Origin of the sequence: Mesorhizobium sp. M0983, from assembly GCF_040318975.1 — a bacterium.
Lineage (GTDB): Bacteria > Pseudomonadota > Alphaproteobacteria > Rhizobiales > Rhizobiaceae > Mesorhizobium.
This window is the reverse complement of the sequence record NZ_JAMYNH010000013.1, coordinates 1-23,550: the sequence shown is the minus strand read 5'-3', so window position 1 is coordinate 23,550 and position 23,550 is coordinate 1. Positions and strand designations below refer to the sequence as shown.

Annotated in this window: 21 protein-coding genes; 14 read left to right on the top strand and 7 right to left on the bottom strand. The window is 63.9% G+C overall.

The window, feature by feature from the left end; translation table 11 throughout:
* The first annotated feature begins 21 nt into the window (after window positions 1-21).
* Both NKH71_RS22030 and NKH71_RS22025 read left to right on the top strand, forming a co-directional pair.
* A complete protein-coding gene (locus NKH71_RS22030) occupies window positions 22-744 on the top strand; it encodes a glutathione S-transferase family protein (RefSeq protein WP_352548758.1) in 723 nt (240 codons plus the stop codon).
* Window positions 745-887: 143 nt separating this feature from the next.
* A complete protein-coding gene (locus NKH71_RS22025; RefSeq protein ID WP_023717118.1) occupies window positions 888-1,712 on the top strand; it encodes a DUF2189 domain-containing protein in 825 nt (274 codons plus the stop codon).
* Between the two features lie 6 nt (window positions 1,713-1,718).
* Here NKH71_RS22025 and NKH71_RS22020 read toward each other — a convergent pair whose 3' ends face one another.
* Both NKH71_RS22020 and NKH71_RS22015 read right to left on the bottom strand, forming a co-directional pair.
* The gene (locus NKH71_RS22020; RefSeq protein WP_023674336.1) at window positions 1,719-2,351 is read right to left on the bottom strand and encodes a LysE family translocator; all 633 of its coding nucleotides are present in this window, start codon (window positions 2,349-2,351) and stop codon (window positions 1,719-1,721) included.
* Window positions 2,352-2,473: 122 nt separating this feature from the next.
* Entirely contained in the window at window positions 2,474-4,435 is a 1,962-nt protein-coding gene (locus NKH71_RS22015) for a pilus assembly protein TadG-related protein (protein ID WP_352895333.1), read from the bottom strand.
* A 337-nt stretch (window positions 4,436-4,772) separates the two neighbouring features.
* Here NKH71_RS22015 and NKH71_RS22010 point away from each other — a divergent pair, with 337 nt between their 5' ends.
* Window positions 4,773-5,633: a TIGR01459 family HAD-type hydrolase gene (locus NKH71_RS22010; RefSeq protein WP_023717121.1), complete on the top strand. Its 861-nt coding sequence runs from the start codon at window positions 4,773-4,775 to the stop codon at window positions 5,631-5,633.
* A gap of 53 nt (window positions 5,634-5,686) precedes the next feature.
* Window positions 5,687-6,670: a bifunctional riboflavin kinase/FAD synthetase gene (locus tag NKH71_RS22005; RefSeq protein WP_023717122.1), complete on the top strand. Its 984-nt coding sequence runs from the start codon at window positions 5,687-5,689 to the stop codon at window positions 6,668-6,670.
* Between the two features lie 2 nt (window positions 6,671-6,672).
* Here the strand turns inward: NKH71_RS22005 and NKH71_RS22000 are convergent, their stop codons facing one another.
* The gene (locus NKH71_RS22000) at window positions 6,673-7,227 is read right to left on the bottom strand and encodes an HdeD family acid-resistance protein (protein WP_023717123.1); all 555 of its coding nucleotides are present in this window, start codon (window positions 7,225-7,227) and stop codon (window positions 6,673-6,675) included.
* A 334-nt stretch (window positions 7,228-7,561) separates the two neighbouring features.
* Here NKH71_RS22000 and NKH71_RS21995 point away from each other — a divergent pair, with 334 nt between their 5' ends.
* Together NKH71_RS21995 and NKH71_RS21990 are read left to right on the top strand one after the other, a co-directional pair.
* Entirely contained in the window at window positions 7,562-8,467 is a 906-nt protein-coding gene (locus NKH71_RS21995; protein WP_352791605.1) for an alpha/beta hydrolase, read from the top strand.
* A gap of 199 nt (window positions 8,468-8,666) precedes the next feature.
* Window positions 8,667-9,479 carry a MipA/OmpV family protein gene (locus NKH71_RS21990; protein WP_023717125.1) on the top strand — a complete coding sequence of 271 codons (813 nt, stop codon included), beginning with the start codon at window positions 8,667-8,669 and terminating at the stop codon, window positions 9,477-9,479.
* A gap of 35 nt (window positions 9,480-9,514) precedes the next feature.
* Here the strand turns inward: NKH71_RS21990 and NKH71_RS21985 are convergent, their stop codons facing one another.
* Both NKH71_RS21985 and NKH71_RS21980 read right to left on the bottom strand, forming a co-directional pair.
* A complete protein-coding gene (locus NKH71_RS21985) occupies window positions 9,515-9,727 on the bottom strand; it encodes an antitoxin Xre/MbcA/ParS toxin-binding domain-containing protein (RefSeq protein WP_352495538.1) in 213 nt (70 codons plus the stop codon).
* A 112-nt stretch (window positions 9,728-9,839) separates the two neighbouring features.
* Window positions 9,840-10,025 (bottom strand): hypothetical protein, encoded by a 186-nt coding sequence (locus NKH71_RS21980; protein WP_023717127.1) that lies wholly within the window; start codon window positions 10,023-10,025, stop codon window positions 9,840-9,842.
* Between the two features lie 43 nt (window positions 10,026-10,068).
* On the opposite strand from NKH71_RS21980, the gene ileS reads away from it, so the two are divergent.
* Together ileS and NKH71_RS21970 are read left to right on the top strand one after the other, a co-directional pair.
* The gene (ileS, locus tag NKH71_RS21975; protein ID WP_352895332.1) at window positions 10,069-13,059 is read left to right on the top strand and encodes an isoleucine--tRNA ligase; all 2,991 of its coding nucleotides are present in this window, start codon (window positions 10,069-10,071) and stop codon (window positions 13,057-13,059) included.
* Window positions 13,060-13,254: 195 nt separating this feature from the next.
* Entirely contained in the window at window positions 13,255-13,935 is a 681-nt protein-coding gene (locus NKH71_RS21970; protein ID WP_023717129.1) for a hypothetical protein, read from the top strand.
* Window positions 13,936-14,035: 100 nt separating this feature from the next.
* Here the strand turns inward: NKH71_RS21970 and NKH71_RS21965 are convergent, their stop codons facing one another.
* Entirely contained in the window at window positions 14,036-14,488 is a 453-nt protein-coding gene (locus tag NKH71_RS21965) for a nucleoside deaminase (RefSeq protein WP_023717130.1), read from the bottom strand.
* Window positions 14,489-14,564: 76 nt separating this feature from the next.
* Here NKH71_RS21965 and NKH71_RS21960 point away from each other — a divergent pair, with 76 nt between their 5' ends.
* The 5 genes from NKH71_RS21960 (at window position 14,565) to NKH71_RS21940 (ending at window position 21,324) form a co-directional block, all read left to right on the top strand.
* Window positions 14,565-16,616, top strand: a complete 2,052-nt coding sequence (locus NKH71_RS21960) for a pseudouridine synthase (protein WP_352495534.1) — start codon at window positions 14,565-14,567, stop codon at window positions 16,614-16,616.
* Entirely contained in the window at window positions 16,597-17,151 is a 555-nt protein-coding gene (rsmD, locus tag NKH71_RS21955) for a 16S rRNA (guanine(966)-N(2))-methyltransferase RsmD (RefSeq protein WP_023717132.1), read from the top strand. The genes NKH71_RS21960 and rsmD overlap by 20 nt, the downstream gene beginning before the upstream one ends.
* A 104-nt stretch (window positions 17,152-17,255) precedes the next feature.
* Window positions 17,256-18,620: a M16 family metallopeptidase gene (locus tag NKH71_RS21950; protein ID WP_023717133.1), complete on the top strand. Its 1,365-nt coding sequence runs from the start codon at window positions 17,256-17,258 to the stop codon at window positions 18,618-18,620.
* Window positions 18,621-18,906: 286 nt separating this feature from the next.
* Window positions 18,907-20,151, top strand: a complete 1,245-nt coding sequence (locus tag NKH71_RS21945) for a M16 family metallopeptidase (RefSeq protein ID WP_036244232.1) — start codon at window positions 18,907-18,909, stop codon at window positions 20,149-20,151.
* A gap of 279 nt (window positions 20,152-20,430) precedes the next feature.
* Entirely contained in the window at window positions 20,431-21,324 is an 894-nt protein-coding gene (locus NKH71_RS21940) for a patatin-like phospholipase family protein (RefSeq protein WP_023717135.1), read from the top strand.
* Between the two features lie 89 nt (window positions 21,325-21,413).
* Here the strand turns inward: NKH71_RS21940 and NKH71_RS21935 are convergent, their stop codons facing one another.
* Window positions 21,414-22,310, bottom strand: coding sequence for an MBL fold metallo-hydrolase (locus tag NKH71_RS21935; RefSeq protein WP_031193462.1), 897 nt, complete (start codon window positions 22,308-22,310; stop codon window positions 21,414-21,416).
* Between the two features lie 140 nt (window positions 22,311-22,450).
* Here NKH71_RS21935 and NKH71_RS21930 point away from each other — a divergent pair, with 140 nt between their 5' ends.
* Window positions 22,451-23,353: a LysR family transcriptional regulator gene (locus tag NKH71_RS21930; protein WP_352792103.1), complete on the top strand. Its 903-nt coding sequence runs from the start codon at window positions 22,451-22,453 to the stop codon at window positions 23,351-23,353.
* Window positions 23,354-23,550 lie beyond the last annotated feature (197 nt).

The window sequence follows — 23,550 nt, the reverse complement described above, 5'->3', positions numbered from 1 at the left end:
GCGCAGCGTAATCCCTAAATTATGGAAGAGACAAAGAAATGGAACCTATCCTCCCTTTATGGCTTCCCGCTGGGAAGTTCGATGGGGCTCGTCGCTGCATTTGAACGCGTCGGACAGCCCTACCGCCTGTGTCGAGTCGACATGCTCACTGAAATGAAGAACGACGCCTATGCCAGCATCAACGGCCGTCAGGAAACGCCGGTGTTGATCACCGACGAAGGCAGGGTGCTCACCGAGACCATGGCGATTGCCGCTTGGCTCGAAGCCCGCGATACGCAACGTCGTATCAGCTTTGAGCCTCGCTCGCCGGAAGCCGACCGGATGCACCAGCTGATGGCTTTCGTGAACACCGGCTTCACCGCCGCTTTCACCCCGCTCTGGGCCGCATATGAAATGGAATCGGCCGAGCCGGTGCTGCTGGCAACCTTGCGTGACTTTGGCCGCAAGGTCGTTACCAACCGCCATGACCAGCTCGAGGCGATGATCCTCGACACGGATTTCCTGGTCGGCGACCGGCTGACGCTTGCCGATACCACGCTGATCGGCGTGGCGCGCTGGGCGGAGTTCCACAAGGCGGTCGACGGCGCAGCTTATCCCAAGCTGGCGGCGTTGCGCCGCCGGATCGAAAGCGATCCGGACGTGCGATTTGCGCAGGCCATCGAGGATGGTGAAAAGCCGGCCGGGTCAGGCGCTTGCCTCGGTCACGTGCGGCTGGCCGAGGTGATCGATCGCTTCGCGGCCTAATCTGTTCGTTCAGCCGCCCGGCGCCCTGGCGCCGGGTGGTGGCGACAAGCGCGCCGAGATCGGCTATCATATCGCCGTTCTTGAAGTGGCAGCTGCGGGCGGCCATCCTGGCGGTGACCGCCCCGACACACGGGAGAAAGGTTATGGCTGGCTTTCATGTCATGGCGGACGCGCGTGGAATGCATGTACAGCCCAGGGTGCGCCGCATCAGCACCGAGGATCTGATCGATGCGCTCCGTCTCGGCGTAGAGGATTTCTGGGCCAAGCCGTCGCATTATGTGTTCCTGTGCCTGATCTATCCGGTGGTCGGCCTGATCCTGACGCAGTGGACGTCGGGCTCGAATGCCATCCAGCTCATCTATCCGCTGATGTCCGGCTTCGCTTTGGTCGGTCCGTTCGCCGCTATCGGCCTTTACGAAATCAGCCGTCGGCGCGAGTTCGGCATGGATACATCCTGGTGGCATGCGCTCGACGTGCGCCACTCGCCGGCGCTGCCCGCGATTGCGGTCATCGGCATCATGCTGCTGGTACTGTTCCTGCTCTGGCTGTTCACCGCGCAATCGATCTACACCAGCCTGTACGGCAATCAGCCTCCGACCTCTATCGTCGGCTTTATTCGCGAGGTGCTGACGACCAGCAAGGGCTGGACACTGATCCTGCTCGGCAACCTGGCCGGGTTCGCCTTCGCCGCGATCGTGCTGGCGACGACTGTCGTCGCCTTTCCGCTGCTGCTCGACCGCGATGTCGGCGCGGTCTCGGCAGTCGAGACGTCGGCGCGCGCAGTTATGACAAACCCGCTGCAGATGGCGCTGTGGGGTCTGATGGTCGCCGTGCTCCTGGTCATCGGCTCGATCCCGCTATTTGCCGGGCTTGCCGTCGTCATGCCCGTCCTTGGCCACGCGACCTGGCATCTCTACCGCAGGGTGGTCGAACCGGAGCGGGCACAGCAGGTCAGGCGGCCGATGTAGGACCGATCAGCGTTGCGCGTCGGTTGCCATCTTGACGGCCAGCGCGGTCAGCACCGTGCCCATCATCCAGCGCTGGATCACCAGCCATAGCGGCCGCCCGGCGAGGAAGATGGCGATCGAGCCGGCCGTCACCGCGATGATGGCGTTGACGGTCAGGCTGATGGCGACCTGCGTGGCACCGAGCACCAGAAGCTGCGACAGCACGTGGCCCTTGCCGGGGCTGATGAACTGCGGCAGCAGCGACAGATAGAGCACTGCCACCTTCGGGTTGAGCAGGTTGGTCATCAGGCCCATGGCGAACAGCTTGCGCGGCCTGTCCTTAGGCAGTTCGCGGATCTGGAAGGGCGAGCGCCCGCCCGGCTTCACCGCTTGCCAGGCAAGCCACAGCAGATAGAGGGCGCCGGCAAGCCGCAGCACGTCATAGGCGAAGGGCACCGCGAGCAGCAGCGCTGTGATACCGAACGCCGCCGACAGCACGTAGAATAAAAAACCGAGCGCCACGCCGCCCAGCGAAATCAGCCCGGCCTTCGGCCCTTGCGACAGCGAGCGCGAGATCAGATAGATCATGTTCGGGCCGGGCGTCAGCACCATGCCGAGGCAGACCAGCGCGAAGGCGAGATGGTTGGCGGGTTCAGGCAAGAGCGTATCTCCGGATGGGGACACTCACCACATGCTTCCCCCACCCGCAAGGGCATGAGGGCAGGTGCCTTTGCGCCAGCGCGCTGCGCCCCTCTGCCTTTACGTCGCCAATCCCATCGCCTTCAGCCGACGATGCGCAGGTTCGACAATTCGTTGGCGATTTCCTTGAAATTGTCGGACAGCGTCGCGCCCGTCGCATTCCAGAACAGCTTGGCCGGCTTGCTCGGGTCGGCCGGATCCTTGCGGAAGCGCGAATCCGAGGAACACGCCTTCAGCGCATCGATCGCCTTCTTGTCGCCAGTATCTGTGGGCGACAGGTCGAGCGCCACCGTCATCACCAGAATGTTCGAATTCTTTGCATTGGCGCAGAGCGTTTTCATCTGCTCGTCGAGTGCTGCCGTGTAGTTGGCACCGGTATAGGTCGTCTTGCCGATGCTGGTATTCATGAACAGGCGGGTCACGCTTCCAGATCCCGGATAGGTCAGGCCAGTGTAGCCGTAGGCGGCGTAGGTCGACCTGTTGTTGGCGTAGCTGCCGTCGCTGACGGCGCTATAGGTATTGGCTCCGTCGGTCAGCACCACGACCACCTTGTCGTTGCCCCTCTCGCTGTTCGGCCGGCCATCGGTGAACGGTGGGTTGCTCGATACCGTTCGCCAGCCCCAGGCAAGTCCCTCCGGTACGTTGGTGTTGCCGTTCGGCGCCATGGCGTCGATGGCATCCTTGATCTCCTGCTTCTCGGCGTCCTGGCTGACGTCCTTCAACGGCGTGATCGGGTTGGTGGTGCAGGAGGAATTCGGCCCATCACCCGCGGCTGCGGATTGCGAACCGTACGGTTTCACCAGGAAATATTTGCGCATGTCAGACTGTCGCTGCGAAGCGGTAGGACCGGCGACATAGGGCCAATCGGCCCACCAGTTGTTGCCGTAATTGTAAGACGTGCTGATGACGTCGTTGATGCCGTCACGGTTGAAATCGAGCCACAGAGTGCCAGCCTCATCCGGGGCGAACATCGGCACGAAAAGCGTGGCCGGCGCGGCTGTGTCGGGCGTGGTGTCGTCGACATTGTAGGGATATGGCCGTGCCTCGACGCAACCTTGCCAGCTCGCATAGCGGCTCGTCGTATAGATATATTCCGGTGCGCTCCAATGGCCGTACTGGCAGGTGCCGTTCTTCTTGTATGTGTCGCAGACATATTGCTTCGAATTGGGTACCTCTTCGCGGCCCGATTCGACCGTCATGTCGGCATAGAGGCTGAAACGCGTCAGCGGCTGGTCCTTGGTCTCGCCCCAGCCGGTGCCGCGCTTGTACCAGATGCCATTGAGCTTCTCGGCATATTTGTCCGGATTGTTGGCGGCACTCATCGTCGTCCAGTCAAAATCTTCATGCTGGATCGGGGAGATGCCGTCCTGATCCATCCAGCCGTCTTGATCGTGGGTAGGGCCGATATTGACCGAGGCCGCAAACGGCACGAGAGAAAATTGCACCGGTTTGGTGATCTGCTTCATCTGCTGCGCCTGAAGCGCCAGCGTATCGACAAGCTGCTTGGCGGCCGACTTCAGCAGGTCTATTCGCTTCTCGCCGGTGCCGGAGCCGAGATCGCTCATCGAGCCGGAATTGTCGAGCACAAGCGCGACTTCGAGGGTGTTCTTGAGGCGGAGTTCCGAACATTCGGTGAAGGTCGTGTCGCTTGCCGTGCCGCCGACCAGCAGGCTGGCGGCCGGGAGAAAATAGGGGTGGAAGGTGAGGCTGGCGCAGAGCTTCAAGGTGCCGCCGCCGGCATTGTTGTTGGGCAGCGTGACGGTCAGCGCTGTGTTCGCCGGGTCGATACGTGCGAGATTGGTTTCGAAAAATGTCTTGGCGTAGGCCTTGACGTCGTCGTCGCTGGCGCCGGCGACGATCTGCTGGGCGGCGGCGAGGCCGGCCGCATCAAGTGCGTTCAGCGTTTCGTGCTTTTGGCGCAGCAACTCCCCGTAATCGACACTGAGCGCCAGACCGGCCATCAGCGGCACAATGGTGATTGCAGTCATTAAGGAGTAGTTGCCACGTCTGTCGTGTCGGAATTTTCCGATTATTGCCTTCAGCATTCCCGCCCCGCCCTATTTTTCCCGGACGATGCCACGCATTTTTAAATTTCCGATTGCTAAAATACGTCCAAGGTCGGTACGGTTTTTCAATCCCCGTTAACCACACGTCCGCAATCGGCAATGCCGGTCCGCGCTCTCCGCGGCAAAGTCCCTAAAAGCGGATAAGGCGCTGGAAAAGAAAAGCTTTCGCCATCACTTCCCCGCCGGCGCCCCGGGCGGCAATCTTGCGGGCACAACGAAAGCTGGTGACAGAGCGAAGCGCTTCGGTTAATCCGGGCCGGCCGCTACGGACCGTCGGTCGCGGCGCTTGCAAGCATCATGGTACAGGGACAACGGCATGGCGGATTCGCCCGACATCATCGGTTCGCTCGCAGACCTGTCGGGAGCCTATTCAGCCATCCTGTGCGATGTCTGGGGCGTGGTGCACAATGGCGAATGGCATTTCCCCGCGGCTGCTGCCGCGCTGATCACTGCTCGCGCGGCGAAAATACCTGTCGTGCTGATCACCAATTCGCCGCGCCGCAGCGCCGACGTGGTGGCGCAGATGAACGCTATCGGTGTTCCTTCCGCCGCCTACGATCGTGTCGTGACGTCCGGCGACGTGACCCGCGACCTGATCGCCGACGGGCCGCGAAAGATCTTCCATATAGGCGCCGATCGAGATTTCACGCTCTATGATGGTCTCGACGTCGAGCTTGTCGAGGAGTTCGAAGCATCCGGCGTGGTCTGCACCGGCTTGTTCAATGACGAGGTGGAAAAGCCGGAAGATTATGCCGATCTTCTGCGGCGGCTGCGTGCCAGGAACCTGCCCTTCATCTGCGCCAATCCCGACATCGTCGTCGAGCGCGGCGAACGCATGATCTGGTGCGCAGGGGCTTTGGCCCGCGAATACGCGCAGCTTGGCGGGCGCACCCTGATCGCCGGGAAACCCTATGCGCCGGTTTATGAGGTCGCCATGAAAGAGATCGCCGTCATTCTCGGCCGCACGGTCGAGCGTTCGCAAGTTCTGGCCATCGGCGACGGCATGATGACCGACATCAAGGGCGCGGCCGATAATGGCTTCGACGTGCTCTACGTATCGGGCGGCATCCATGCCCGCGATTACGGTGAAGCGCTGCAGCCAGACCCGGCCAGGCTCGCGGCCTTTCTCGAAAAATACGGCTACAGGCCGGTCGCGGTGATTCCCAGACTGCAATAAGTTCAGGCCCAGACTGCAATAGGTTCAAGCCCAGACTGCAATAGGTTCAAGCTATGACGGCAATGTTCGAACGCATTTCCGCAACCGCACCGCTGCCGGCCCATCTGCGTGGCGGCGTGGTGGCGATCGGCAATTTCGACGGCGTCCACCGCGGCCACCAGGCGGTGCTCGAACGCGCGCGCGCCGAAGCGGAGCGTCGCGGCGTACCTGCCCTGGTGCTGACCTTCGTGCCGCATCCGCGAAAAGTGTTCAGGCCGGACATGCCGCTGTTCGTGTTGACGCCACCGCCGATGAAGGCGCGGCTGCTGTCGCATCTGGGCTTTGCGGCGCTGGTCGAGCAGCCGTTCACACGCGAGTTCGCCTCCTTGTCGGCGGAGGCTTTCGTCACCGGCGTGCTCGAGCGCAACCTCGGCATAAGCCACGCCGTCACCGGCTTCGATTTCCATTTCGGCAAGGACCGCCAAGGCGGCCCGGCCTATCTGATGGCGGCCGGCGAGCGCCACGGCTTCGGCGTCACGCTGGTCGATGCCTTCCGCGACGAAAGCGCCGAGGTGGTGTCGTCGAGCCGCATTCGCACGCTGCTGTGCGAGGGCAATGTGGCCGAGGCCGCCGGCCTGCTCGGCTACCGTTTCACCGTCGAGGCGGAGGTGATCGGCGGCCAGCAGCTCGGCCGGACACTCGGCTTTCCGACCGCAAACATGAGGCTTTCGCCGGAAGCCACCCTGAAGGACGGAATTTATGCAGTCCGCTTCCGCCGCGCCGACGGCTCGCTTCATGATGGCGTCGCCAGCTTCGGCCGCCGGCCGACGGTCGACGACAATGGCGCACCATTGCTGGAGACTTTTGTGTTCGACTTTTCCGGCGACCTCTACGGCGAGATTTGTGCCGTGTCCTTTTTCGGCTACCTGCGTTCGGAGGTGAAGTTCGACGGGCTTGATGCGCTGGTCGCACAGATGAAGCGCGATGAGGCTGAGGCGAAGGCACTGCTCGCCGGCGTCAGGCCGCTTTCCGGGCTCGACGCGGCCATAGCTTTCTGAATCTACTTTTTCAGCGCCAAGCCGACGGCAATGAAGGTCCAGCCTTGGAAAATCAGGTCGACGGCCAGGAACAGGCCGAGCACCCACACGCTGTTGACCGGCCAGCCCATGGCGATGACCAGTCCCGCCAGCGCGCTGATGATGCCGGCCGCGACCACCCAGCCCCAGCCCGGCTGCGGCCGGTGGCTGTAGCCGACCCAGGCCCTGAGCACGCCTGAAGCAAGGAGTGCGACTGCCAGGAGGAAGGTTAGCACCGTCGAGGCGAGGACCGGATTGTCGAAGGCGAAGAAGCCGGCGACGGCGTAGAGGAGGCCGCTGAGCAGCCAATAGAAGAAGCGGCCCCATGTCTTCACGCCGAAGGCATGGATGATCTCGACAACGCCGGCCATCAGCATCAGCCAGCCCACGACAAAGACGGAGGCGACGGTTGCGATGAACAGATTGCCGAAAGCGATGCCGCCGAAGACAAGCAGCAGCACCCCAAGCGCGACGAACCATCCCCACTTCGCCCGCGTCTGGCCAATGGCGTCTTTCAAGGCGTCGCCGTGCAGTGTCATCACCCTTCTCCCTCAAGGTTGCCTAGCTTCTTTGTTCCGGAAGGTAGCGCCGATCGCCTTGCCCGTCCAGCGAGCAGGCTGCGAGCGCCACGCCCCGAGCGATCCGCTTGCCACACTTCCGCTTTGTCCCGAAGAGGCCAAATATCAGATGGAATATTCGACCATATGCGAGGGGAGTGCTAAAGATGACGAGTGGGTTTAGGGGCGACCCGCCGTCTCGTGTATTCGCCATGACGCAAGTGTAACGAAAAATCCCCAGCGCTGGCATTGGCCCTTTATCGATGACGTGCTGCTGTACGCCGTTTTCTACGCTTGATGAGGCTAGGGAAGCAAAATGGGCGACGTGGACGAACACCTCGATCTGACGGAGATCAACGCCGTCCGCAGGTTGTTGACCTCAAAGCCACGAACGGTCCGCTGGGACGAACGCCGGGCACGGCTCGACGAGGTTGGTTCGGTGTGGCCGATTGCCGAGGACATCCGATGCGAGGATGTGGTTTTCGATGGCCTCGAGGGAGAGTGGTCCCTGGCGCCTGCGAGTGACAGGGATAAGGTTCTGCTGTTTTTCCACGGTGGTGGCTACTGCTCCGGCTCTCCTAAAAGTCATCGTCGAATGGTGACAGAGGCAGGTCGGGCAATGGGAATGCGCACTCTCGCGATCGACTATCGACGCGCACCGGAACATCCTTTCCCTGCGCAACATGAAGACGCACTCACCGCATGGCGCTTTCTGAGGCGGCAAGGGATCGCGCCGGATCGCATCGTGGTTGGCGGAGACAGTGCGGGCGGCAACCTCACCCTGTGCCTGGTCAGTATATTGCGCGCGGCAGGCGAGCCGTTGCCGCGATGTCTTTGGCTGGTTTCGCCCTGGACGGACCTTTCGATGTCCGGCGCGACACTATCAACCAAGGACGCAATCGACCCCATCATCCACCGGGCGTATTTGGAGGAACTGGCAACCGCCTATGTTCCCAATGGCGTTGGTCGGCGCGATCCCCTGATCTCGCCGTTGTTCGCCGATCTGAGCGGATTTCCCCCAATGCTTATACAAGTCGGTTCGGCCGAGACGCTGTTGTCGGACGCAACTCGGCTCGCGGAAGCCGCTGGCGCGACTGACGTCAAAGTACGTCTCGAAATTTGGCCGCATATGATTCACGCTTGGCCGGTTTGGAATGCGCGGTTGAGTGCCGGTCGCCGCGCTCTTCACAGCGCGGGCATGTTTGTCCACGAGTATTTATAACCCTTGCCGAGGCAACTGCTGGCGCATTCCAGACGTCTTGATCTGGGATCTTGGTGCGCCAATACGATTCGTTGCTATGCGGAAAACAGGGCCAACGCCGCCAATGTTACGGATATTAAGTCAAATTTTACCGAAATGGCGCCATGGCTTGGATGAAGGCTGGTTGTATCGGCCAATGCGTTCGACGTATGGAGTAACGATGCGGTCAGTCCCGACGATCCCGACGGTCTTGGCCGCATTCATGCTCGGCACCTGCGGCGTTGCCAAGGCCGGCGAGGGCACCTTCGGCTGGCTGTCCGGAGACTGGTACCTGACGGTCGGCGCCACCGGCATGGTCGCGCCGAATTTCGAGGGCGGCAAGAAGTACCTGCTCAGCGCCTCGCCGATCATCTCGCTCGGCAAGGCTGGTCCCGCGGCGCGCTTCAACTCGCGCAACGACAATATCTCATTGGCATTGATCGACGATGGCGGCGTCCGCGCCGGCCTGACAGGCAAGTTCCTGTTTTCCCGCGATGGTGGTGACGCCGACGAATTGAAGGGTCTCGACCCGGTGCGCTGGGGCGGCGAGGCTGGCGGCTTCTTCGAATTCTATCCTTTGGATTGGCTGCGTGCCCGCGCCGAATTGCGGCACGGCATTCGCGCCCATAACGGCTTTGTCGCCGACATCGCCGCCGACGCCTTTTACGATGTGACGCCCGACGTCAGGATTTCCGGCGGGCCGCGCGTTTCATTCGCCTCATCGGACTATTTCGACGCCTATTATGGCGTTGATGCCAAGGAGTCACTGGCCTCGGGGCTCAGCGAATATCATCCAGGCGGCGGGGTGAAATCTGCGGGCCTGGGCGGCGCGGTGACATGGAAGGTGACCGAGCCGATGACGGCCAGTCTGTTCGGCGAATATTCCCGCCTGATGGGCCCGGCCGCCGATTCCAGCCTGGTCAAGGAGCGGGGCTCCAGGGATCAGTTCATGATCGGCGTGTCGACGACCTATCGCTTCGATTTCTCGATGTGAGCGGGCGGGTTGTGCACGACGGAGAGCCGCAAGGCTCAGACGACTATGCCGTAGCCGATCCGGTTGAGTTCCTCTTCCACAAGCGTGGCACCTGTTGCAGACTGAGGGAGATCGATGGGCGCGTCGTTGAGAACCCGACTTCGCTTACGCAGCCAGCGTTGCGCCTTTTCATGGTTGCCAAAAACGCGATTCGCCATCGTTGAAATGCGTTCAAGTCGCAAGGCGGACTCGGTAGTCGTCAGGGTCACATTCCGTCCTTCCAGCGCGCTAAACTGTGAAATGCAAACCGAAGATGCTGGTCTCTCGACGCCATCTACCGACAAACATAGGCGCAATTGGTGTACGCTCCTAGCGGAAGCATCAGAGTTCGGGCTTTTCAACATCGCCTGTCTCAGTTAAAAGCCCAGCCATGACGAGCTTTTCGCGCCTTCTCGCGACTGCGATACGAATTACAGGCCCGGTGTTCCGGGCGGCTTGACCGCCGCCGGAGCCGCCGGGAATCTTGCGCGCGGCCTCTCGCGCTTTTTCCAGATCATGATAGTTCAACGCCCGGGCTCTTTTGCCGACGGGCAACGCATATGGCAGACGAATGACTGATACCGAGACCGCCGAGACGATCGACTATTCCAAAACGCTCTACCTGCCGCAGACGGATTTTCCGATGCGCGCCGGTTTGCCGGAAAAGGAACCGCTGCTGGTCAAGCGCTGGCAGGATATGGACCTTTACCGCAAGCTGCGCGAAGACGCAGCCGGCCGCGAAAAATACGTGCTGCACGACGGCCCGCCCTATGCCAATGGCAACATTCATATCGGCCATGCGCTGAACAAGATCCTCAAGGACGTCATCACCCGCTCATTCCAGATGCGCGGCTATGACTCGAACTATGTACCCGGTTGGGATTGCCACGGCCTGCCGATCGAATGGAAGATCGAAGAGCAGTACCGCGCCAAGGGCAAGAACAAGGACGAGGTGCCGGTCAACGAGTTCCGGCAGGAATGCCGCGAGTTTGCGGCGCACTGGATCAAGGTGCAGGGTTCCGAATTCCAGCGCCTCGGCGTCGTCGGCGACTTCGACAATCCCTATACGACGATGGCTTTCCACGCCGAGGCGCGCATCGCCGGCGAGCTGCTGAAATTCGCCATGTCCGGCCAGCTCTATCGCGGCTCCAAGCCGGTGATGTGGAGTGTGGTCGAGCGCACCGCGCTGGCCGAGGCGGAGGTCGAATACCAGGACTATGAGTCGGACACGATCTGGGCGAAGTTTCCGGTCGTCAGCCTCGCTCGCCAGGTCATCAACATCGATGATGGGCAGCCAGCCCTGGATCCCAAGCTGACGCAGACGTCGCTCGATCTGCTTGATGCCAACGTCGTCATCTGGACCACGACGCCGTGGACCATCCCCGGCAACCGCGCCGTCAATTACTCGCCGCGCATCAACTATGGTCTCTACGAGGTCACGGCGGCCGAGAACGCCTTTGGCCCCCAGCCCGGCGAAAAGCTGATCTTTGCCGAGAAACTTGCAGACGACGCTGCCGCGAAGGCCAACGTCACCCTGAATCGTCTTCGCAGCGTTGGCGCCGAAGAGCTTGAAAATCTTACGCTTTCGCATCCCCTCAAAAGTCTGGGTGGTGGCTACGAATTCCCTGTGCCGATGCTGGCCGGCGATCATGTCACCGACGATGCGGGCACCGGATTCGTCCACACCGCGCCGGGACACGGCCGAGAAGACTTCGACGCCTGGATGGATGCCGCCTCTGATCTTCGCCAGCGTGGCATCGACACCGCGATCCCCTTCACCGTCGACGATGCCGGCTTCTTCACCAAGGACGCGCCGGGCTTCGGCCCGGACCGCGAGGGTGGAGCGGCGCGCGTTATCGACGACGATGGCAAGAAGGGCAACGCCAACCAGGCCGTCATCGACGAGCTGATCAAGCGAAACGCGCTGTTCGCGCGCGGCTGGCTGAAGCACTCCTATCCGCATTCCTGGCGCTCGAAGAAGCCGATCATCTTCCGCAACACGCCGCAATGGTTCGTCTATATGGACAAGGAGCTTGGCGACGGCACGACGCTGCGCAGCCGCGCCCTGAAAGCCATCGACGATACCCGTTTCGTACCCGCCGCCGGCCAGAACCGCATCCGCGCCATGATCGAGGAGCGCCCTGACTGGGTGCTGTCGCGCCAGCGCGCCTGGGGCGTGCCGATCGCCGTCTTTGCCGATGCCGACGGCAATGTCCTGCGCGACGAGGCAGTCAACCAGCGCATCATGGACGCCTTCGAGAAGGAAGGTGCCGACGCCTGGTTCGCCGCCGGCGCCAAGGAGCGTTTCCTCGGCAATCACGATGCCTCGAAATGGCAGCAGGTGATGGACATCCTCGATGTCTGGTTCGATTCAGGCTCGACGCATGCCTTCACGCTTGAGGACCGGCCCGACCTGAAATGGCCGGCCGACGTCTATCTCGAAGGCTCCGATCAGCATCGCGGCTGGTTCCACTCCTCGCTGCTCGAAAGCTGCGGCACCAGGGGCAGGGCGCCCTACGAAACCGTCGTCACCCATGGCTTCACCATGGATGAGGAGGGGCGGAAAATGTCGAAGTCGCTCGGCAACACCGTCGTGCCGCAGGACGTCATCAAACAGTCCGGCGCCGACATCTTGCGGCTGTGGGTGGTGACGACCGATTATTGGGAAGACCAGCGGCTCGGCAAAAACGTGCTGCAGACCAACATCGACGCCTACCGCAAGCTGCGCAACACCATCCGCTGGATGCTGGGCACGCTCGCCCATGACGATGGCGAGGAGGTGCCGCTGGACAAGATGCCGGAGCTGGAGCGGCTGATGCTGCACCGGCTCGCCGAGCTCGATGAAGTCGTACGCTCGGGCTACGACGCCTTCGAATTCAAGCGCATCACCCGCGCGCTGCTCGACTTCATGGTGATCGAGCTGTCGGCCTTCTATTTCGATATCCGCAAGGATGCGCTCTACTGCGAAGCGCCTTCCAGCGTGAAGCGCAAGGCTTCCGTGCAGGTGGTGCGCCATCTCTTCGACTGTCTGGTGAAATGGCTGGCGCCGATGCTGCCTTTCACCATGGAAGAGGCTTGGCTCGACCGTCATCCGGATGTCGTCTCGGTGCATCTCGACCAGTTCCCGGAGATCCCGGCGGACTGGAAGGACGAGGCGCTGGCGGAGAAGTGGCGCAAGGTGCGGCAGGTCCGCCGTGTCGTCACCGGCGCGCTGGAGATCGCCCGCGCGCAGAAGGTCATCGGCTCTTCGCTGGAAGCGGTGCCGGTCGTCACTCTCGACGATGCCCTACTCGAAGCGGCGATCGCCGATGTCGACATGGCCGAGATGGCGATCACCAGCGATCTGGTTATCGCGCACGGCAAGGCGCCGGCGGGCGGCTTTACCCTCGACGATGTCAAAGGCGTCGCCGTGGTCGTCGAGAAGGCGGAGGACCGCGGCCTGGTGAAATGCGCACGCTCCTGGCGCTACACCGCCGATGTCGGCTCAGATCCGGAATTCCCGGATGTTTCGGCCCGTGACGCAGCTGTCCTGCATGAGCTGAAGGCTTTGAGCCGCCTTTAAGGCGGTGCACAATTGCCACGGCGGGCGGCCGATCGGCCCCCGTGCGTTGCCCTTAACGAGTGGTTGAGGTAAACACGCGAAACTCCGGACGACAAATTGTCGCCGGAATTCCGTCGGAAGAGCATAGGCGATGGGGGCCGGACCTTTCTTTGGCCGGCGGCAATCGAGAGGCTGTCTACAGTGGGACTTTTTGGCATGACCGAGAGAACTTACGCGCGCGTCGCGCTGCTGGCGCCGCTTGTCGTATCGAGCCTCGCCTTGTCCGGCTGCATGGGCTCGCCCACCTACGGGACCGACAAGACCGCGGGCGCGCAGCTTGCCGGCGACCTCACCGGGGCTTTTTCCTTCGCACCCAAACGCAAGGATAGTATCGACTACAAGCCGCGCCCCACGCTGGTGAAGCCAGGGCCGGGGCAGAAGGAAGTCTTGCCGCCGCCGCAGGAAAGCATCGAGACGGCGAGTGCCGAATGGCCCGAATCGCCGGAGCAGCGCCGTGCCCGCCTGCGCGCCGATGCCACCCTGCATCAGGACGACCCGGCCTACCAGGCGCAGGTCATCGATGACGTGCAGACGGATCCGGCGTCGGTCAAGGCCGCGCTGAAGCAGTCGGGCTCGAGCCACCCGCCAGCCTGGACTCCGGCCGATTCGGACAAGGACCGCGCCGCGGAAATCATGCGCCGCCGGGCTGAAGGCAAACAGGGCGACCCGACCACCCGCAGATATCTGAGCGAGCCGCCGGTGCAATACCGCGCTGCCGCCGACACTGCGCCGCAGGGTGACCTCGGCGAGGACGAGTACAAGAAGGAACGCCGCCTCAAAAGGGAGGCGGCCGCCAAGAGCAAGAGCAGCGGCATGTTCGACTGGCTGCCCTGGTAGACTGACGGCGCCAGAGACGTTCTGGCCTGGATTGGCTGAACTGGATTGGCTGAACTGGATTGGCTGACTTGGATTCGGTCCGTCTGCCGAACCAGGAAAATCAGGGTCCGCGTCGCTCGCGAAAAAAGTCCTTCAGCAATGCTGCTGCAGCGTTCTCGGCCATGCCAGGATAGATGTCGGGCACATGATGGCAGGTCGGTGACGTGAAGAAGCGAACGCCATTGACGACTGCGCCGCCCTTCTCGTCGGCGACGCCGAAATAGAGCCGGCGCAGCCTGGCGAAAGAGATGGCGCCGGCGCACATGGTGCACGGCTCCAGCGTCACATAGAGATCGTGGCCGCTGAGCCGCTCGCTGGAAAGCTTGCGGCAGGCCTCGCGGATCGCCAGCATCTCGGCATGGGCGGTCGGATCGGCGAACTCGCGGGTGCGGTTGCCGGCACTCGCAACGACCGTATCGCCGCCGACGACGACCGCGCCAACCGGCACCTCGCCACGCAGGGCGGCGGCTTCGGCTTCTTTCAGCGCCAGCGCCATGAAATCCTGCCGCCTCACGCGGTTTCCATTCCGATTATCTCCTCGCCACTAGAGCGCGATCCTGTTACTACCCGCGCAAACGAGCAAAGGCCACATGGACGACAAAAACAAGAAATTCCCGCGCAAGGCCGGCCCGAAACCGGCGGGGCCGCGTGGTCGCGATGGCGCTCCCGGCAAGGGTGGCAAGCCGTCCTTCGGCGTCAAAAAACCCTACACTCCGCGCGGCGATCGGCCGGCGGCGGCCGAAGGCGAACGGCCGAAACGCGACTTCAAGCCGAAGCGCGAAGGCGACCGGCCGTTCGGCAAAGGGCCGCGTCCGGAAGGCAAGCCTTATGAGAAGCGCGAAGGTCCACGCAAGCCTTATGCACCGCGCGGCGATCGGCCGGCGGCGGCCGAAGGCGAACGGCCGAAGCGTGACTTCAAGCCGAAGCGCGAAGGCGACAGGCCGTTCAGCAAAGGGCCGCGTCCGGAAGGCAAGCCTTATGAGAACCGCGAAGGTCCACGCAAGCCTTATGCACCGCGCGGCGACCGGCCAGCAGCTGCCGAAGGCGAGCGGCCGAAGCGCGACTTCAAAGGCAGCGAGAGGCCATTCAGCAAAGGGCCGCGTCCGGAGGGCAAGCCTTATGAGAAGCGCGAAGGTCCGCGCAAGCCCTACGCGCCGCGCGGCGACCGGCCGGCCGCTGCCGAAGGCGAGCACGGCGAAAAGCGCTTCGACCGTCCCAAGCGTGACTTCGGGGATCGTCCTAAGCGTGATTTTGGCGGCGATCGGCCGCAAGGGGCACAAAGGGCACAGGCGGCATCGGAGGGCGGCTTCAAGCCGCGTCCGCGTCGCGTCGAGGCAACGGAAGAAGCCGGCGAACGCATTGCCAAGCGGCTGGCGCGTGCCGGCCTGGCCTCGCGCCGCGATGCCGAGGAACTGATCGCGGCCGGCCGCGTCAAGGTCAACGGCAGGGCGCTGACCTCGCCGGCCTTCAACGTGATGCCCGGCGACATCATCCATCTCGACGGCATGGAGATCCCGCCGATCGAGCGCACGCGGCTGTTCCTGTTCAACAAGCCGGCCGGCGTGGTCACCACCAACCGCGATCCCGAAGGCCGCAAGACCGTCTTCGACGTGCTGCCCCCCGGGCTGCCGCGGCTGATGACCATCGGCCGGCTCGACATCAACACCGAAGGGCTGCTGCTGCTCACCAATGATGGCGGCCTGTCGCGCGTGCTCGAACTGCCGGCGACCGGCTGGCTGCGGCGCTACCGCGTGCGCGTCCACGGCAAGGTCGAGGAAAGCGCGCTCGCGGGCCTGCGCGAAGGCATTGCCGTTGACGGTGTCTTTTATGGCGCCATCGAGGCGACGCTGGACCGCGAGCAGGGTTCGAATGCCTGGCTGACGCTCGGCCTGCGGGAAGGCAAGAACCGTGAGGTCAGGAACATCCTGGGCTCGCTCGGTCTCGACGTGACGCGGCTTATCCGCATTTCCTACGGGCCGTTCCAGCTCGACGATTTGCCGGAAGGCCATGTGTTGGAGATCAAGGGCCGCGTGCTGCGCGACCAGCTCGGCGAGCGCCTGGTCGAAGAGTCCGGTGCCAATTTCGACGCCGATATCGCCAAGCCGTTTTCCAACAAGCCGGTCAGGCGTGAGCGGGAGGAGGAGCCCGAGCGGCCGAAATTCACCCGTGACGGCGAACGCCGTCCGATCGGCGAGGGCGGCCTGATCAAGAACCGCAAGCGCCGCGAAGGCAGCCGCGACGAAGCGCTCGGCAAGCTGTCGACAAAACCGGAGAGGAGCTTTGGCGAGCGTGGCGCCAAACCTGAACGCGGCGACTTCGGGGACAAACCCCGTGGCGACAAGCCTCGTGGCGGCTTCGGCGGCAAGAAATCCGAACGCGAGCAGCGGCCGATCGAACCGCCGGGCCAGCGCAAGGCCAATGTCTGGATGGCGCCGGGGGCGCGGCCGATCGGCAAGGGCAGGGCGGAGGCAGACGCCGCCAAGGCGGCGGAAAACAAGGCGCGCAAGGCCGCTTTCAAGCCGTCTTATGGCAAGCCCGGCGGTGCAAAGCCGTTCGGCAAGCCTCGTGGCGAACGTTCGGATAGCGGTGGCGACCGGCCGCGTGGCGGCCCGAAAGGAAGCAATGCGGATCGTCGGCGGTGAGCTTCGCGGGCGTCCGCTGGCGACGCCCCGCACCTTTGCCATCCGCCCGACGACCGACCGCACGCGTGAGGCGGTCTTCAACGTGCTGGCGCATCGCTTTCCCGAAAAACTGAACGGCGCGCGCGTGCTCGACCTGTTCGCCGGCACCGGCGCGCTCGGCCTCGAAGCGCTGTCGCGCGGCGCTGCCTATGCTGTCTTCATCGAGGAATCCGCCGAAGGGCGCGGCCTGATCCGCACCAATGTCGAGGCTTTCGGCCTCACTGGGCGCACCAAGATATTCCGTCGCGACGCGACGGCCTTGGGCGAGGCGGGCACCATCGCTGCATTCGGCCTGGTCTTTGCCGATCCGCCCTATGGCAAGAGCCTTGGCGAACGCGCGTTGCGCTCGGCCAAGGCCGGCGGCTGGCTCGCCCCCGGCGCGCTCTGCGTAGTCGAGGAAGCGGCGGCGGCGCCGTTCGAGGCAGGGCCGGGCTTTTCGGTTGTCGACGAGCGCAACTATGGCGAGACGGTCATCCGCTTCATCGAGGTTGGGTGAGGCCCCGCAATTGGCGAGGAAGCCGCGCCTTCAAAATGACGAACAATTCGCTTTGCCTCGACCAGCAACCCCGCCTATCGTTCCACCCCAAACCGGAGCCATCTATGACATTTCAGGCTGAATGGCTGCGCGGAACGCTCTTGGGACTGGCCCTGGTGATGGCCGAGCCGGCTCTGGCGGACAACAATCCCGACGACGGCGCAGTGACGGATTTCTTGCTCGACAACGGCATGGAGGTCGTCGTCATCCCCGACCACCGCGCCCCGATCGTCACCCATATGGTCTGGTACAAGATCGGCAGCGCCGACGAGCCGCCGGGCAAATCCGGCATTGCCCATTTCTTCGAGCATTTGATGTTCAAGGCGACCAGCAACCATGCGGCCGGCGAGCTCGATCGCGCCGTCGCCGCCATCGGCGGCTCGGACAACGCCTTCACCTCCTACGACTACACCGCTTTTCATGAGACAGTGGTGCCGCAGGCGCTCGGTGAGATGATGGGCTTCGAGGCCGACCGCATGCGCAATCTCATCCTCAACGACGATGTCATCAAGACCGAGCGCGACGTCATCCTCGAGGAGCGCCGCTCGCGCATCGACTCCAATCCGCAGGCGGTGCTCGACGAGGAGATCGACGCCACGCTGTGGCAGAACCAGCCCTACCGCATCCCGGTCATCGGCTGGATGCAGGAGATGGAGAAGCTGAACCGCACCGACGCGATGGCCTTCTACAACAAATATTATACGCCCAATAACGCCGTGCTGGTGGTGGCCGGCGATGTTGAGCCGGAAACGGTCAAGACGCTGGCCGAAAAGACCTATGGCAAGATCGCGCGCGGCCCGGATCTGCCGCCGCGCATCCGCCCGATCGAGCCCGAGCAGAACACCAGGCGCACGGTGACGCTGACCGACGGGCGCGTCAGCGTGCCGAGCTTTACGACGCAGTGGGTGGTTCCGTCCTATCACACGGCAAAGCCCGGCGAAGCCGAAGCGCTCGACGTGCTGTCCGAAATCCTCGGCGGCGGCAACCGCAGCCGGCTCTACCAGGAGCTTGTCGTCAGGCAAGGGATAGCCGCCGCGGCCGGCGCCTTCTTCCAAGGCACCATGCTCGACGACAGCAATTTCACCGTCTATGGCGCGCCGCGCGGCGATGCCAAGCTTGCAGACGTCGAGGCCGCGGTCGACGTCGAGATCGCCCGCATCGCGAAAGACGGCGTCACCAGCGATGAGCTGGAAAAATCCAAGGACCGTTTCGTCCGCTCGATGATCTTTGCCCGCGACAAGCAGGAGGACATGGCCAACATCTACGGCTCGACGCTCGCCACCGGCGGCAACGTCCAGGACGTCCAGCAATGGCCCGACCGCATCCGCAAGGTCACCGCCGACCAGGTCAAGGCGGTCGCTGCCCGCTATCTCAATCTCGACCACGCAACGACCGGCTATCTTCTGCCGCAAACCCAGGCTGGGAATTGATTTGATGATGAACCAGCACGGTCCCGCTCTGCCTTCTCCCCCGGGCTCCTCCCCTTCTCCCCTTGTGGGAGAAGGTGGCCGAGCAAAGCTCGGTCGGATGAGGGGTGTTCCAGCTTGGCACCAACGGCACTCCGTCCAACACCCCTCAACCGTCTCGGCGCTTCGCGCCGATCCACCTTCTCCCACAAGGGGAGAAGGGAAGCACGCGCGCTCCGGCCCTCTTCTAGCGACCCTCATCCTCTCCCTCGTCTTCCTCATCCTGCCGGCGCTTTCGGCTCGTGCTGCCATGAACATCCAGGAGGTGACCTCGTCGAAGGGCATCACCGCCTGGCTGGTGGAGGATTATTCGGTGCCGATCGTCGCCATCCGCTTCGTCTTCGATGGCGGCGCGACGCAGGATCCGCCCGGTAAGGAAGGGCTTGCCAACCTGATGAGCGGTCTGTTCGACGAAGGCGCCGGCGACCTCGACAGCGAGGCCTTCCAGGTCAAGCTTGACGATGTCGGCGCCGAGATGAGCTTCGATGCGCAGCGCGACGGAATCTACGGCTCGATGCGCATGCTGGCCGAGCAGCGCGACGGCGCCTTCGACCTGCTGCGCGTGGCGGTCAACCAGCCGCGCTTCGACCAGGTGCCGATCGACCGCATCCGCGCGCAAATCCTGTCCGGCATCATCGCCAACGAGCGCGATCCCGATACGCTCGCCCAGCGCAAATGGCTGGACGCGATCTACGGCAGGCATCCCTATGCGCGGCCGGACCAGGGCACCAGGCAAAGCATCGCGACGATCACGCCGTCCGATCTCAGCGCTTTCCACAAGGCGAATTTCGCCCGCGACGGTCTGCATGTCGCGGTGGTCGGCGCCATCGACGCCGAGACGCTGAAGCAGAAGCTCGACCTGGTATTCGGCAGCCTGCCGGAAAAGCAGGCGCTTACGCCCGTTCCCGACATCGACCTGAAACTTGGCCAGCAGCTCGAGGTCGTTTACGACCAGCCGCAGGCCTCGCTGCAACTCGCCTATCCCGGCGTGAAGCGGAACGCGCCGGATTTCTTCGCCGCGGTGCTGATGAACGAGATCCTCGGTGGCGGCACTTTCACCTCGCGGCTGTTCGACGAGGTGCGCGAGAAGCGCGGCCTGGCCTATAGCGTCAGCTCCGACCTCGTCGACCACCAGCATTCCGAGGCGCTTTCCATCACCACCTCGACCCGCGCCGACAGGGCGGCCGAGACGCTGGCCGTGGTGCGCGACGTGGTCAAGCGCATGGCCGAGGAGGGGCCGACCGAAGCCGAGCTGGCGGCGACCAAGAAATACATGATCGGCGCCTATGCCATCAACAATCTGAATTCCTCCGGCGCGATCGCCGCAACGCTGGTCGAGATCCAGCTCGGCAAGCTCGGCATCGACTACATGCAGCGCCGCGCCGCGCTGATAAACGCGGTGACGCTGGACCAGGTCAAGGCAGCGGCGAAAAAGCTGCTCTCCGCCGAGCCGGCCGTCATGGTGGTCGGGCCGAAGCTGGGAAGCAAGGGATGAGCCGTTGCCCGCGTTTTCCAGGCGCTGGCGCCGCCCCGGTCGGCTCCCCCTTCTCCCCTTGTGGGAGAAGGGGGAGCCGAAGGCGACGGATGAGGGGTGTTCCAGCTTGGCATCGGCGGCACTCCGTCCAACACCCCTCATCCGTCTCGGCGCTACGCGCCGATCCACCTTCTCCCACAAGGGGAGAAGGAAAGACGCGCTACGGCCACAAACCGCCGGCAATCCGGATGACGGGGCATTTGCCCAATTTCGATAGCACCGCCGCATCGAGTGTCAGAAATGGGGGCTAGCAAAGGCTCCGCGGTCGGCCCTAGCTTCGGCATCGCCTTTGGCGGCGGCGGCGCGCGTGGGCTGGCGCATATCCACGTCATCGAGGTGCTGGACGAACTGGGCATAAGGCCGGCGGCAATCGCTGGCTCGTCGATCGGCGCCATCATGGGCGCCGGCATGGCCTCGGGCATGACCGGCAAGGACATTCACGACTATACGCGCTCGATCCTCGGCCGCCGCGCCGAAGTGGCGACGCGCATGTGGCGGGCGCGGCCCGGCACCTTTGCCGAAGCGTTGCAGGGCGGCTTGCGGGTCAGCCAGTTCAATGTCGAGCGCATCCTCAAGGCGTTCCTGCCCGATGCCATCCCCGAGACCTTCGCCGAACTCAAAATACCGCTGAAGGTGACGGCAACGGACTTTTATGGCCACAAGCTCGCGGTGCTCGACGAAGGCGAGCTGCATTCGGCGCTGGCCGCTTCGGCGGCGATCCCGGCGGTGTTCCGCCCGGTGATGCGCGACGGCAGGCTGCTGATCGACGGCGGCATCTACAATCCCGTGCCGTTCGATCTGATCGAGCTCGACGCCGACATCGTCATCGCCGTCGACGTGGTCGGCGCGCCGACCGAGGCCGGGCGCAAATTCCCGACCTCCGTCGACCTGATGTTCGGCGCCACGCAGCTGATGATGCAGTCGATCATCGCCAGTAAGCTGAACCAGAGCCGGCCCGACATCCTGATCCGGCCGGCGGTGTCGAAATACCGCGTGCTCGATTTCATGAAGGTCGAGGCGCTGATGGCCGAGACGGTGGCGATCAAGGACGAGCTGAAGCGCGAGATCGAAAGGGCGGTCGAGGCGCGGGCCAAGGCCGAAGCCAGCAAGCGCACCAACCGTCTCGGCGGATGACAGCCGTCAGGCGCCCGGCGTCAACGCCCGCTGGACCATGAGCGTATCCTTCGTAAGTGGTGCGGATCAGCTCGAGATTGGCGCCAATCTCAGCCCCACTTCATCTCGCCGGTGGCGACCTTGGAGCCGATGTCGAGCGCAACCCCCATGCCGAGGCCGGGGAAGCGGGCTTCCATGGCGCTCTTCAGCGCGGCAGCGTCCTTGGCCTTGGCCAGTTCTTCCTCGAAGGCGATGAGATAGGTTTTTGTGTGCTCGACGCCCGAAAGGTCGGTCGCCGCCCCAGGCGTCATGTGCCCAGGCACGACGATCGCCGGCTTGCGCGCCGCGATCTTTTCGAGGTTGGCCAGCCAGGCGGCGCGCAGTTCCCTGGTCGGGGTGTCGGCGGTCCAGACATGCACGCCGGCAAAGATCATCACCCCGCCGAACACCGCGTTCAGCGACGGCACGAACAGATAGCGCCGGTTGCCGAGGCCTTCCGCGGCGACGATCTCGATGCTCTCGCCGTCGACGCTGAGCGTCTTGCCGTCGAACGCTTCCGGGATGACGACGTCGGCCAGCGCCTGCGGGCCATTTTCCTTCAGCTGCGGCCCCCAGACGGCGAGCTTCTTTTCGACATTGCCGTTGATGGCGGCCACCGTCTCGGCTGCGGCGATCACCCGTGCCTGCGGGAACGTCTGCTTGATCCGCTTGAGGCCGAAATAATAGTCGGGGTCGGACTGGCTGACATAGATGGTGGTGAGCGTCTTGCCGGTCGCCTTGATCGCCTCGGCCACGGCCCGGCCGTCGGGGTAGGTGAAACCGGAATCGATCAGCACGGCTTCGGTGGCGCCGGAGACCAGCACCGGGGCGCGGAAGAAGCCGTTTTCGCCGGCGGGAAAATGCTTCCAGGAAAGCCCGCTGGCCGCATGGCCAAGCCCGGCGGGAGCAAAGACCGCGGCAGCGCCGGCGGCGAGGGTGGTTTTCATGATGCTTCTCCGTGTGAACATGGATGTCTCCTGGGAATGCGGAATTCGGCGGCCTCGATGCCCGCAAGATGGCAAAAACGGAATGCATATTGAAGGCCGACAAAATAGACGTAATGTATGCTTTCGCCTGACAATGGGGCTGCATCTGCCATGAGCCACGCATGAACCTGAACCGGCTGGCCTATTTCGCCGCGGTGGTCGATGCCGGCTCGTTCACGCGGGCCGCCGAGCGGCTGGGCATCACCAAGGCGGTGGTCAGCCAGCAGGTGGCGCGGCTGGAGCGCGATGTCGGAACGACGCTGCTGATCCGCACGACGCGCCGCGTCCATCCGACCGAGGCCGGCCGAACATTCCATGCCCGCTGCCTGCAGGTTCTGCAGCAGGCCGAGGATGCCTTCGACGAGCTCGCGCAGGCCGCCGCCGAGCCGACCGGCACGCTGCGCATCGCGGCGTCCAACGACTACGGTACGTCGGCGGTGGTGCCGGTGGTCGCCGCCTTCAGCGCGCGCTATCCCGCCTGCCGGGTGGAGCTGACGCTGGGCGACGAGACGATCGACCTGGTTTCCGGCCACATCGATGTGGCGATCCGCGTCGGCTGGCTGGCCGATTCCAGCCTGCAGGCGCGGCGCATCGGCACCTTCCAACAATTCATGCTGTGCCGCGCCGGGTTTGAAGGCCGCTTCACCGCCGGCGAACCGCAAGACCTTGCCGGGCTGCCCTTCGTCGCCAACATGGCGCTGCGCGAACCGCTGCTATGGCAATTTTCGCGCGGCGACGAGCAGCAGGCCGTGCGCATGCAGGCAACGATTTCAATCGACGCAACGCCGGCAGTGCTGGCGGCCGTCCGCGCCGGCGCCGGCCTCTCGGTGCTGCCAGACTTTTTGGTGCGGGACGAACTGGCCGCCGGGCGGCTGGTGCAGATCCTGCCCGAGTGGCGGCTGCCCTCCGGCGGCATCTACACAGTCTACCCCGCCGCCCGCTTCCGCCCGCCCAAGGTGACGAGGTTTGTCGAGATGCTGATTGCGGCCGAGCAGAAGCTGGAGGCAGGCGGGCGGGGGCGCTGATGGGCGAAGCAGCGATCTCCCCCCCAACGGCAGGGCTATCGCATAGGGGGGCCCCCTCATCCGGCCGCTTCGCGGCCACCTTCTCCCCGCTGGGGAGAAGAGGCTGGCGTCAACGCCGGCGACCTCCTCTCCCCTCGGGGAGAGGTCGGATTGCCCCGAATTGCCCTTCGCAATTCGGTTGGCAATCCGGGTGAGGG